The 11,942-nt window shown below is 39.3% G+C and carries 10 protein-coding genes and 1 pseudogene; 8 read left to right on the forward strand and 3 right to left on the reverse strand.

Annotated elements, in window-relative coordinates:
• The first annotated feature begins 311 nt into the window (after positions 1 to 311).
• Positions 312 to 1,847, forward strand: coding sequence for a glutamine-hydrolyzing GMP synthase (gene guaA / locus E7204_RS05700; protein WP_295182633.1), 1,536 nt, complete (start codon positions 312 to 314; stop codon positions 1,845 to 1,847).
• Between the two features lie 91 nt (positions 1,848 to 1,938).
• Here the strand turns inward: guaA and E7204_RS05705 are convergent, their stop codons facing one another.
• A complete protein-coding gene (locus E7204_RS05705) occupies positions 1,939 to 2,289 on the reverse strand; it encodes a type II toxin-antitoxin system RelE/ParE family toxin (RefSeq protein WP_295182636.1) in 351 nt (116 codons plus the stop codon).
• Entirely contained in the window at positions 2,286 to 2,594 is a 309-nt protein-coding gene (locus tag E7204_RS05710) for a type II toxin-antitoxin system RelB/DinJ family antitoxin (RefSeq protein WP_295182639.1), read from the reverse strand. The genes E7204_RS05705 and E7204_RS05710 overlap by 4 nt, the downstream gene beginning before the upstream one ends.
• A 309-nt stretch (positions 2,595 to 2,903) precedes the next feature.
• On the opposite strand from E7204_RS05710, the gene E7204_RS05715 reads away from it, so the two are divergent.
• The 3 genes from E7204_RS05715 to E7204_RS05725 are packed head-to-tail and all read left to right on the forward strand — an operon-like array spanning position 2,904 to position 4,752.
• Positions 2,904 to 3,461: an RNA 2'-phosphotransferase gene (locus E7204_RS05715; RefSeq protein ID WP_295182642.1), complete on the forward strand. Its 558-nt coding sequence runs from the start codon at positions 2,904 to 2,906 to the stop codon at positions 3,459 to 3,461.
• A 51-nt stretch (positions 3,462 to 3,512) separates the two neighbouring features.
• Positions 3,513 to 3,974, forward strand: coding sequence for a DUF523 domain-containing protein (locus E7204_RS05720; RefSeq protein WP_295182645.1), 462 nt, complete (start codon positions 3,513 to 3,515; stop codon positions 3,972 to 3,974).
• A gap of 43 nt (positions 3,975 to 4,017) precedes the next feature.
• Complete coding sequence (locus tag E7204_RS05725; protein WP_295182646.1) at positions 4,018 to 4,752, forward strand: DNA alkylation repair protein; 735 nt, start codon at positions 4,018 to 4,020, stop codon at positions 4,750 to 4,752.
• Between the two features lie 113 nt (positions 4,753 to 4,865).
• Here E7204_RS05725 and E7204_RS05730 read toward each other — a convergent pair whose 3' ends face one another.
• Positions 4,866 to 6,488, reverse strand: coding sequence for an L-lactate permease (locus E7204_RS05730; protein ID WP_295182650.1), 1,623 nt, complete (start codon positions 6,486 to 6,488; stop codon positions 4,866 to 4,868).
• 863 nt (positions 6,489 to 7,351) lie between these two features.
• Between E7204_RS05730 and dapF the strand changes: the two genes are divergently transcribed.
• The 4 genes and pseudogenes from dapF (at position 7,352) to E7204_RS05750 (ending at position 11,817) form a co-directional block, all read left to right on the forward strand.
• A complete protein-coding gene (dapF, locus tag E7204_RS05735; RefSeq protein WP_295182652.1) occupies positions 7,352 to 8,182 on the forward strand; it encodes a diaminopimelate epimerase in 831 nt (276 codons plus the stop codon).
• A gap of 40 nt (positions 8,183 to 8,222) precedes the next feature.
• A pseudogene (gene ptsP, locus E7204_RS05740) lies at positions 8,223 to 9,962 on the forward strand (phosphoenolpyruvate--protein phosphotransferase).
• A 171-nt stretch (positions 9,963 to 10,133) separates the two neighbouring features.
• The gene (locus E7204_RS05745; RefSeq protein WP_021840113.1) at positions 10,134 to 10,394 is read left to right on the forward strand and encodes an HPr family phosphocarrier protein; all 261 of its coding nucleotides are present in this window, start codon (positions 10,134 to 10,136) and stop codon (positions 10,392 to 10,394) included.
• A 1,171-nt stretch (positions 10,395 to 11,565) separates the two neighbouring features.
• Positions 11,566 to 11,817, forward strand: a complete 252-nt coding sequence (locus E7204_RS05750) for an ESPR domain-containing protein (RefSeq protein ID WP_295182657.1) — start codon at positions 11,566 to 11,568, stop codon at positions 11,815 to 11,817.
• Positions 11,818 to 11,942 lie beyond the last annotated feature (125 nt).

The following is an 11,942-nucleotide window of genomic DNA, read 5'->3' on the forward strand; positions in this document are numbered from 1 at the left end:
CGGAACGGGCAGCCGTCGCCGGATAAGGTGTAAGACCTTTGATTAGGAGATGTGGGAGTGTCGCCCCACCTTAGTTTTAAAATAGAGGTAACTGTAACTGCGGTTATGATTGCCTCTATTTTTGTTTGTCTGTGACGGACTAAATTGAGAATTTATTTTTCAGAAGTTAGGCGATAACTTGCTTTCTATGGTATAATAGATTGAATAAATACGTAATAGAACTATTTAGAAGTAGCTATGAATAACATTTTTTATGTTTTTACAAAAAAAGAGTAAACATAGGCAGTACTGTTACATTAATGGAGGGCATAATGAACCAAAAAGAGCTTATTATCGTTGTTGATTTTGGCGGTCAGTATAATCAGTTGATTGCACGTCGCGTTCGTGAAAACCACGTTTATTGCGAAGTGTACCCATATGACAAAGCGGTTGCTAAAATCAAAGAATTGAACCCTATGGGCGTAATTTTTACAGGTGGTCCTAATAGCGTTTATGAAGAAAAATCCCCACGCATTGAAACGGAAGTATTCGAATTAGGCACGCCGGTATTGGGCCTTTGTTACGGCATGCAGCTCATGGCTCATACTTTGGGCGGTGAAGTTAAATCTGCTGATGCTCGTGAATTTGGTAAAACTCAGGCAAAAGTAAATACACAGTCTCCATTGTTCAAAGGTCTCAGTGAAGACGAAACAGTATGGATGAGCCATGTTGACTATGTAGCATCTGTGCCGGAAGGTTTTGAAATCGTAGCTCATACGGCTAACTGCCCGGTAGCCGCTATGCAGAACGAAGAACGCAAATTGTATGCTATGCAGTACCATCCGGAAGTGCTTCACAGCGAACACGGCAAAGAAATGATTCGCAACTTCTTGTTTGAAGTGTGCGGTTGTCATGGTGAATGGATAATGGCTAACTACGCCAAAACTGCGGTTGAAGACATCCGCAAAACTGTTGGCGACGGCAAAGTGTTATTGGCTCTCTCCGGCGGCGTAGACAGCTCCGTAGCGGCAGCTCTTATCTCTAAGGCGGTTGGCAATCAGTTGACTTGTATCTTCGTTGACCATGGTTTGATGCGTAAAAACGAAGGGGACGAAGTAGAAGCGGCGTTCAAAGATTCCGGCATGAACTTCATTCGTGTAGATGCATCCGACCGTTTCTTGGGTCGTTTAGCGGGCGTTGAAGAACCGGAACAAAAACGTAAAATTATCGGTGAAGAATTCATTCGCGTATTTGAAGACGAAGGTCGTAAAATCGGTGCCGTTGACTTCTTGGCACAGGGTACCATCTATCCGGACGTTATCGAATCCGGTGCAGGTGATGCGGCTGTCATCAAGAGCCATCATAACGTAGGTGGTTTACCGGCCGTTGTTGATTTCAAAGGCCTTATTGAACCACTTCGCAACTTGTTTAAAGACGAAGTACGTGAACTCGGTTCCGAACTTGGTTTGGCCGATTACTTAGTATGGCGTCAACCATTCCCGGGTCCCGGTCTTGCTATTCGTGTAATGGGCGAAATTACCCTTGAAAAACTCGACATCCTTCGTGATGCGGACGCTATTTTCCGTGAAGAAATTGCGAACGCGAAACTCGATCGTTCCATCAACCAATACTTTGCCGTATTAACCGGCACTCGTACCGTTGGCGTTATGGGTGACTTCCGTACTTACGATTACACCTTGGCACTTCGCGGCGTAACCACTACTGACTTCATGACAGCTGACTGGGCACGCATTCCGTACGATGTGTTGGATAAAATCTCTGTACGTATCATCAATGAAGTGAAACATATCAACCGTATTGTGTATGATATTACCTCTAAACCACCGGCTACCATTGAGTGGGAATAAGAGACAAATAACTCTATAATTGATATCTGAATGATGAATTTGGATATACTAAAACCCTCGGTTTTCAAACCGAGGGTTTTGTGTAGTGAAATTAAATAGCAGGGCTATAAATTTCTCGATTTTCGTGTAAAACTAAATGATTTGGAATGTTCCTTTTCCCATACATGACACGGAGAATGTTGACTATATTTGAAGTAGTGTCTGTATTGTACAGAATAATATAACTTTTAAGTGGAAATATTCGGATATTTTGACTTTTCAAAGGCTCTTTTGGATATATACGATAACGTTCCGGAAAAGTTTTGAGGCTGAGAATAGCTTCTTTAAGCTTATTACGCATATTAGCAGCGTTATTAGGAGATAATAATGTTAGGGCAATATATTGGTATATATCTTGTAAATCAATGGCGGCCTGCCTTGAAAGGATGACGGTATAAGTCATATTTCGTAGTCCTTATGAATATCAGAAAAAAACTTTTCTGCACTAATGGTTCGACCGGCTTGTATATCATCTAAACCTTTTTGTATTTCATCTTTTAATTCTGATTCAGATAAGTCGTAAAAGTTACGTGGAGGGGATATTGGAAGTTTGACTTCAAATGGAAGTCCACCATGTAAGACTATTTGTTTGTAAAACATATTGATTGCACTAGAAGTAGAAATTCCTAGGGCTGATAAAATGGTTTCGGCTTTCTCTTTTAATTCGGGCTCAATTCTCGCAGTTAAATTTGATGATTTTGCAGCCATACGATACATCTCCTTTTGTTGCAGAAAAATTTAATAGACTATTTCCAATATATAATTTTACTCGGATATTATAATTACATTGTATAACTTTGTCTTAACAATGTAAATACGTTGTATTGAAATATTATTCGTAAGGACGTTTATATATTGAAATTAAAGTATTAATATTAAGAGATTTGACAGTTTATATTGTTAATGATATGTTTAAAAATATAGATACGATTTAAGTATATACGATTATATATGCATATTTTTATTGAGGTTATTAGAGAAATCTTATTTTATAACATCTAAAAGGAAGTGAATATTATGACTCAGGGCCAGAATAGTATGCCTAAAATCTTAATGCGCATGAGTAAATTCGTTAGTATGGTCCTGCGCCATAAACCTCAGGAAATTGGTCTTAAGCTTGATGAACATGGTTGGGCTGATGTGGCGGAGCTACTGGAGAAAATGCAGCCGCGTCATGCCATAACTATGGAAATGCTCGAAGAAATCGTACGGACGAATAATAAGCAACGATTCTCTTTCGATGAAAGTCATACTAAGATTCGTGCCAACCAAGGGCATACAATTGAAGTCGATGTTGAACTGGAGGAGGCAATTCCTCCGGAAATTTTATATCATGGAACCGGTGAAAAATCCGTAGCTGCCATTGATGAAAAAGGTTTATTGCCTATGAATCGTTTGCATGTACATTTATCAGGGGATGAAGAAACTGCTATACGAGTAGGCAAACGTCATGGTAAGCCGGTTGTTTATAAAGTAAAAAGTGGCGAGATGAGCCGTGACGGTTATATTTTTTACTTATCTGTAAATAATGTGTGGCTTACCAAAGAAGTGCCGGTTAAGTATCTGGAAAGATGATTTTTTAGAGAAATCTGCAGTCTAAACTTCAAATGCCAAAGGAGTGTAGTGATGCCTAAACGAATTGTAGTTAGTGCCTGTTTATTAGGAAATAACTGTAAATACAATGGTGGTAATAATTTCAATCAAGCTCTGGCCGAGTATATTGCTAAGCAAGAGAACCTTGATGCGGACTTTGAAGTAATCCCTGTTTGTCCTGAAGTATTGGGAGGTCTTTCCACACCGCGTATTCCGGCGGAGATTGTAAATGGTGTAGTGACGAATAAGAACGGCGAATCGGTAGATAAGGAGTTTCGGCTTGGTGCTGAACGAGCCCTTGATATAGCTAAAGAAAATCAAGTAACTCTCGCCGTTTTACAGTCTCGAAGCCCATCTTGCGGATCTAAAGAGATTTACGACGGTACTTTTACGAAGACCCTGGTTCCCGGCGAAGGTGTGTTTGCTAAACGCTTGCGTGAAGCGGGTGTCACGGTGATTGACGTAGAAGAATTTGATGCTAATAATGTCGGTTGATATTTACAAAATAGGCTTTTTAAACACGTGAGGAGGGGTAGCAATGGCGATAGACATTACTAAAGAACTTTTGAATCTGCAAGATCTGGATTATAAAGCCTATTCAGGCAAAATCAATCCGACAGTGCCGCAGGAGACGATTATCGGAGTTAGAATTCCTAAATTGCGTCAGTTGGCCAAGATGCTTTTGCAAGACGCTAAACAATTAGATAAATCAGAGCCGACACAGGTTAAATCTTTTTTTGCTGACCTGCCGCATAAATACTTTGAAGAAAAATTGCTACATGCCATTTTGCTTTCTGAAATGAAGGATTTTAACGAATTGGTTGAAGAATTGGAACGATTTTTGCCGTATGTGGAAGATTGGGCTACTTGTGATACTATATCGCCTAAAATATTTGCAGAACATAGACCTGAAGCGGAGCTATTAGCGTATAAATGGATTAAGGATTCACATCCATACACGATTCGCTTTGGGATTTGTGTGTTCATGTCTTATTTCTTAGGTGATTTGTTTAAAACTAAGCAGGCTGATGCGATTGCGGCAATTCGCAGCGACGAGTATTACGTTAATATGATGACTGCCTGGTATTTTGCCACGGCTTTGGCGTTTAACTATGAGGAAGTGTTGCCGTATTTAGAAAAGCAGCATTTAGATGATTGGACGCACAATAAAGCAATTCAAAAGGCGGTAGAAAGCCGTCGCATTACGGCGGAACAAAAAGAATATTTAAAGACTTTGCGAATTCCGGTTAAGAAAGCGTCTGGTAAAAAGTAGAATAAGGAACATATAAAAATCCCCTGCGATTATATCCGCGATATGGATATAATCACAGGGGATTGATTTTTAGGGTAGAGCCTTAGGCTTTACTCTACTTGGTCTTTTTCAAATTACAACAAGAAAGTCTGAATGTGTTCAATGAAGTTATGACCGAAGTAGGAGATAACGCCATTAGCCACGATGAAGATGATGAAGTATTTTAATACGGACACCATGATAACATTGGCTTTAATGCTGTCGCGCAACTGAGTAGCTTTAGCATCGTCCACTTTGTTGCTTTCGATGAAAGCATCTAAAGCCGGAGCAACAGCGCCGATGGCGATAGCAATACTCTGAGGGGAGAACATTTTACCGATACCGGCGGCACCGGAGTTAATAGCAGCCAACCAGAGTGGCAAGTCTTTGTATTCAGGTGCCAAGTCATGCGCAGCAGCCAATTGCAATGGTCCGAAGAGTACGTTGGCATTTGTACCGGAACCTGTTAAGAAGGCACCAAGAGCACCAACGAGTGGCGCAAAGGCAGGATACAAGGAACCGGTTGCAGCTACTAATGCTTTTGCAATATCGGTAGTCATACCGGAGTATGTCATCAATTTAGCGGTAACTACTACGGAGATGATAGTTAAATAGGTGAATTTTAAGTTAGCAAAAGTTTTGCTTAACACACCAAACATTTCGCCAAAGCTGGATTTTTGAACCGAACCGCCAATGAAAGCAGCGATGAAAATCATAATACCAGGAGTAGCAACCCACATGAAGGTGTAAGGCTTTGCGCCGGGACCTTGGTAGATTGGCACAGCTGTTTTAATAGTGGAAAGCGGACCGTTGATAGCCGGAACCAATTTGGAAGTTAAAATCAAGAGAATAACGATTAAGATGAATGGTAAAGCGGCTACGAAGCCTTCTTTAGCACTTACAGAGGTTGTTGTGGTAGATTCCACTTTGTATTCAGGGTCGTTAGTCGGTAAGTATTTAGCACCTAAGATAATAACACCCATGATGATAACGGAAGAAACCATTACGGATAATTCCGGACCGGCAGCGGCGTTGATTAATAATTCAGGCACCGCTAAAGCCAAACCGGATAACAAGGTAATGGTGAAAACGCCTTTTAACGCTTTGAAACCGCCACCGATGATACCAACAACGAAGAATGGAGCAATCACGTTAAGAATAAATAATTGCGAGGAAATGAAGGTACCAAGATGAACCGGATCAAGGTTAGTTAAGGATGCCAACGTAGTTGTCGGAATCGCGATGGAACCGAAAGTAGTCGGTACGGAGTTGGCTACGAGACAAGCCAAGATGGATTTGAGCGGGTCGAAACCTACAGCCACCATCATAGCCGCCGGAATAGCAACGGCAGTACCGAAGCCGGCCATACCTTCCATGAAGGCACCGAAGCCCCAAGCCAATAAGAGGGCCAAGATACGCGTATCGGAAGTTACGGAAGATAACATCATCTTAATGGTTTCCATAGCTTTTGTATGAACCACTAAGTTGTAAGTGAAAATAGCGGCGGTAATAACGAGCAAAATAGGCCATACCGCAAGAGCCACACCTTCTAAAGCGCCGGAGAACATAACGCCTGCAGCTTTTTCAAAATAGGTAATAGCAAGAATAAAAGAGCCGATGGCGGCGATGCCGCACGCTTTCCAAGCCGGCATTTTAAGAATGGCTAATGCGACGATTAACCATAAGATTGGCAGTAATGCTAAAAATGTTGTCAACATTGGTGCAATCATCCTTTCACGCTTAAACGCAGAGGGTAACTTACTTAAAGTAACAAGTTATACTAAGCATTTTATTCGGTTTAGCGTCTATATAAGACCTTCGGCATATATTATGAAATAAATTCCTAAAAGGCTTATATCTACAAATTAAAATAATAACGTGTGATAAAAAAATTACTTAGTATTGAAAACCTATCTTTTAAAGAATTGTGTCGTACAAAAACAATATAGTTAAAAACTTATACAGTTTGCATACATTAAGTTAAAACAAAATTCTAAACTGTTGGGGGACCTCCTTTTTACAAAATGATAAGAGTATAAACAATGGCAAGGCACCTCGTAATATATTTATTATATTACGTAATAGTTGGGGACTAATCTAGGTGATTTCCTTGTGATTGTGTACACTCTATAGAAAAGTTTGTCAGATTAGGATAATGTCAGTATAGCATAGAAATCAAAGAATTGGAATACTGCACTATTCAGATTAGTTATAATGTGTGTTTAAGAATACCAAATGGGCATTGTAAATAGACTTTTTACAATTTATGATTTCTGTCATAATACTATCTTATATGACTTATTGTGATTTTATGTGATTTTTATTGATTGATTATGAGCGTTTTGTATGCTTCGCATGCGTCAAAGTGTGATATAATATAACTCAAACAGAAGATTTTGCGGACGCTTACGCTTTTTGATTATTTTTAAGAATCTTTTTAAAAATATTGTATAAAGTAGAAACTAAAATGTAATATTATAGTAAAAAGTACAATACTATGAGAAAATTGTAGAAAATGACATATAAAGTATATAATAGTAGTAAGGTAAGTAGTAATACGTGAAATATAGGAGATAGATTGATGAAAGTTACAAAAATGCACGGCCTGGGCAATGATTTCGTAATTATTACGGAGCTGGCGGGCGGTAATAAAGATTATAGCGAATTGGCTAGACGCCTTTGTCACAGACAGACCGGTATTGGTGCCGATGGCTTGATGGTGGTAGTATCTTCGGATGTTGCCGATATACGCATGCGTATCATTAATGCCGACGGCAGTGAAGCGGAAATGTGCGGGAACGGTATTCGTTGTTATGCTAAATATGCGTATGAACATGGCATTATGACGAAAGAAACGTTTACTATTGAAACGTTGGCGGGCATTATGAAGCCGACATTACATATCAAAAATGGCAAGGTTGAACTGGTAACCGTTGATATGGGCAAACCAAGTTTTGCCGCCAAAGATATTCCTATGGATGCCGATTTGCCGGAAGTTATGAATTTCCCGATTACGGTGGACGGCGTGGAATATAAAGTGAGCTCTGTGCTTATGGGGGTACCTCATACGGAAGTATTTGTAGAGGATGTAACGAAGGTGCCTCTTTTGACATTAGGTCCTAAGATTGAAAAACACCCGTTATTTCCGCAAGGCACGAATGTTAACTTTGTTGAAGTAGTGGATGATACTCATATTAAAGTGCGCACCTGGGAACGTGGTGCAGGGGCAACACTTGCTTGCGGTACCGGTTGCTGCGGCAGTGTAGTTATGGCTCATAAAAATGGTTTTACCGGTCGCGAAGTCGACGTGGCAGTATATTTAGGTGTATTGCACATTCGGTATGCTGATGACGGTACCGTATTCATGACGGGACCGGCAACCGAAGTGTTTGAAACCGACATTGAACTTTAAATTGAGCTTTAAAGTGTAAGAACTATTGCGGAGGAACGATATGGAGCAGGTAACACTCAAAGGGATTTCCGGAGCACGCGGCGTTGGCACCGGTACAGTGTATGTGTATAAGCAAGAAGCCATTGTGATTGAAAAACGCGTGATTACCACTGAAGAAGTGGAATCTGAAATCAAAGCTTTGGATGCAGCGGTTCAGTTGACGATTGAACAGTTAAAGGCTATTGAAGAACAGGCCCGTGAAACTATGGGGAAAGATGAAGCTGCTATTTTTGAAGCACATGGTCTGATTGTGCAAGATCCGGCCTTGAGTGATGGTATTAAAGGTCTTATAAAAGTTGAGTTGCAGTCTGCGGCAGCGGCTGCGGAACAGACAATTAATACCTTTGCCGATATGTTCTTGGCTATGGAAGATCCGTATATGCGTGAACGCGGTGCCGATATTAAGGACATTGGCGATCGTTTGATGCGTAACTTACTCGGCATGAGCCCGCGTGGTTTAGCTCATTTGACGGGTAAAGTGATTCTCGTTGCCGAAGATTTGACGCCATCCGATACGGCGGCCCTCGATAAGAATGTTGTTCAAGGTTTGGTGACGGCCAGCGGCGGTCCTACCAGCCATGCGGCTATTATGGCACGGACCTTGGAAATTCCGGCTGTTATGGGTCTCGGCGATATTTCTGCTTTTGAAAACGGTGAAAATGCCGTTGTTAAAGGAACGGAAGGTGAAGTGCTGCTCCATGTAAGCGATGCGGATTTTGAAACATACACGGCGGAAGCTAAGGCTTATCGTGAACACCTTCAGCTTTTAAAAGAATCGGCTGCTTTACCGGCGGTAACTAAAGACGGTAAGTCCGTGTTACTTTTTGCCAATATCGGCAAGGCGGAAGATGCATCCCATGCTTGTCATTTAGGGGCAGAAGGTATCGGTTTATTCCGTACCGAGTTCTTATATATGAAAAACGACGAATTGCCTTCCGAAGATATGCAGTTTGAAGTCTAGAAAAAGGTGGTTGAACGCCTTCGCGGTAATCCGGTAATTATTCGAACCATGGATATCGGTGGCGATAAGGAACTTAAATGTTTGCAGCTCCCGAAAGAAATGAATCCGTTCCTGGGTTATCGGGCCATTCGCATCAGTTTGGACCGTACCGATATTTTCAAAACACAATTGCGTGCTATATTGCGTGCCAGTGCTTTTGGGGATGCCCAGATTATGTACCCGATGATTGCTTCCATAGATGAAATTAAAGCGGCGAATGCTGTAGTAGAGACGGCGAAAGAAGAACTTCGCGCCGAAGGGATTGCATTCAATGAAGATATTCAAATTGGCATTATGGTTGAAATTCCGGCCGTAGCTGTGGCAGCTGAGTTATTTGCGCCTCATGTAGACTTTTTCAGCATCGGTACTAATGATTTGTGCCAATACACCTTGGCGGTGGATCGCATGAACGAGAATATCGGTCATTTGTACCAACCGCTTCATCCGGCCGTGTTGCGTCTTATTAAACACACGATTGAAGCCAGTCACGACGTTAAGCATATTACCGGTATGTGTGGTGAAATGGCCGGCGATCCGCTGGCTACCATGATTTTACTTGGCCTTGGCCTCGACGAATTCAGTATGAGCGCCTCCGCTATTCCGGTAGTTAAAAATATTGTTCGCTCCGTAACAGTAGCAGAATGTGAAGCCATTGCGGCCAAAGCTTTAACTATGAGCACTGCAGCTGAAATTGTAGCCTATGCGAAAGAAGCATTGGCTGAAAAAGGGTTGTCCTTATAATAGCCGGTGCGATTGTATAGTTTAACGAAATGCAGAGATTAAATTTGCTTGATTTGTAATTTTGAAAACTATAAAAACATTGCTATAATAGCGATTTTTATATAAGATATAAGGGAAGAAAGTTATTACTTTACTAACCCGATCTGAATTTACTGAAGGAAGGTATCCGATATGACTGAAAAAGTAGTAGTTATTACCAATGAATCCGGTTTACATGCACGTCCTGCCACGCTTTTTACGCAATTGGCCGCTAAATTTTCGTCTAAAATTACGATTTCATCCGGTGAAAAACAAGCTGATGCTAAATCCATTTTAACTGTGTTGACATTAGGTGCCACTAAAGGTTCTGAAGTGGTATTAAAAGCGGATGGTCCTGATGAAGCGGAAGCTGTTGAAAAATTAGCTGAGTTCTTAACATCCCATAATGACTAATTTTATATATCAAATATAAAATTTTTTTGAGAAATAAGAAAATTTTTTAATAATTAAATATTGTTAATTAGTAAGACGCTGTTATAAAACAGCGTCTTTTTTTGCGTATTTTGAATTCTGCTATATAGAAAAAGTTCGATTCATGAATTTTGGCGTGCATTATTTCGCTTTTGAAACTTGTAGTTGCTGAAAATGAATTGATTATGAAAATGTGATTCTGGAACGGATAGTGATAATTATAAAAATTCTCAAAAATAGTATAAAAATACATAAAATTATATATTCAATAGATTATGGCCGTGAAAAACTAAGATGTTTATCGATAAATGTGTACTTGTGAAGTATTATTTGTGGTGTTAGGTTTAATATGACAAGACATCACAATAATTATATAATATTAAAGTTTAATTTATAAGGTTTTTATGGGTTTAAGATGAAAAGTGAAATTTTGTCTCAAGAATATGCATTATTCTAATTGATAAAATATTTAGCGTCTATTGTGAGAGGACTTGGTGAAATTTATGTAATGTGTAATTTTGAATTGAAAAGAAAAACATTTAATTGATTAAACCTAACTTAAAGCCTGTATTATCACGCGTTTTAGATATTTTGAATTTATAAAAATTATAACAAAATAGAAAATAATGTTGAGGTGTAAAAATTTAGTCCTTCATGGTTGAACATGAAAATGAAAGGTGATAAAATGAATATAGAATTAAGATGGAGTAATTATGAAGAGCGGTTAACTATGACTGATAGTGTGGCTTTTGAATTATGAACTCTACAATCTAAGATATGTACAGTATGAATTTAGGGAGAGATACATGAGATAAATGATAATCTATTAGTTAAATATGGTTATATATCTCGTAAGGGTATTTTGAAAGGGGATGGTAGTGATTGAATATTTATTTATATATAAATAATAGGATTAACTGACATATATCAACACGAAATGTGATAAATATATGTCGATAATCAAATAAATGGTAATTTTTTTATTTTTGAGGGAACATTTTTACAAATCTAAGGATAATTTAGTGGGAGCTGGTTATCCTAAATAGTTAGGAAGCGATGTAATTTTTAGATTGATTTTGGGAATAATTTTTTTAAAATATCGCATGAACTAGCAATTAGGGTTGTGTGTAGGTAGGTAAAGGAGTTACAGCGTATGAATAAGGTATTCAAGGTAGTATGGAGCAAGACAAAGGGTATGTATGTTGTAGTGTCTGAATTGGCTAAAAGCCATCAGAACGGTAGCACAAAACGAATTAAGGGTGTAGTGTTGTCCGGTTTAGTGGGTGCTTTTTTATTGGGCGCTTTAGGAACAGCCGATGCAAGTTTGATTACAACTGATAAAAATCAGATGGAGATGGATTATAAAAAGACAACACAAGCTTATAATGCTGAACCGACCCCTTAAAGTTAGACCTAAAAATCTAATTTTAAGGAGGTCGGTTTTTTCATGTCAAAATATAGTTTTAAATTTAAGCTAAAAGTTGTTACAGCATATTTAAATGGAGAAGGCGGTGGCAGAACTCTAGCAAA

The organism is Veillonella sp., assembly GCF_015058545.1.
In the GTDB taxonomy this organism is placed as follows: Bacteria; Bacillota; Negativicutes; order Veillonellales; family Veillonellaceae; genus Veillonella_A.

Coding starts and splice junctions, on each gene's coding strand:
- E7204_RS05715 (WP_295182642.1), top strand. CDS start 2,904: ATGACTCAGGGCCAGAATAGTATGCCTAAAATCTTAATGCGCATGAGT.
- E7204_RS05710 (WP_295182639.1), bottom strand. CDS start 2,594: ATGGCTGCAAAATCATCAAATTTAACTGCGAGAATTGAGCCCGAATTA.
- E7204_RS05725 (WP_295182646.1), top strand. CDS start 4,018: ATGGCGATAGACATTACTAAAGAACTTTTGAATCTGCAAGATCTGGAT.
- E7204_RS05705 (WP_295182636.1), bottom strand. CDS start 2,289: ATGACTTATACCGTCATCCTTTCAAGGCAGGCCGCCATTGATTTACAA.
- E7204_RS05720 (WP_295182645.1), top strand. CDS start 3,513: ATGCCTAAACGAATTGTAGTTAGTGCCTGTTTATTAGGAAATAACTGT.
- dapF (WP_295182652.1), top strand. CDS start 7,352: ATGAAAGTTACAAAAATGCACGGCCTGGGCAATGATTTCGTAATTATT.
- E7204_RS05730 (WP_295182650.1), bottom strand. CDS start 6,488: ATGTTGACAACATTTTTAGCATTACTGCCAATCTTATGGTTAATCGTC.
- E7204_RS05750 (WP_295182657.1), top strand. CDS start 11,566: ATGAATAAGGTATTCAAGGTAGTATGGAGCAAGACAAAGGGTATGTAT.
- guaA (WP_295182633.1), top strand. CDS start 312: ATGAACCAAAAAGAGCTTATTATCGTTGTTGATTTTGGCGGTCAGTAT.
- E7204_RS05745 (WP_021840113.1), top strand. CDS start 10,134: ATGACTGAAAAAGTAGTAGTTATTACCAATGAATCCGGTTTACATGCA.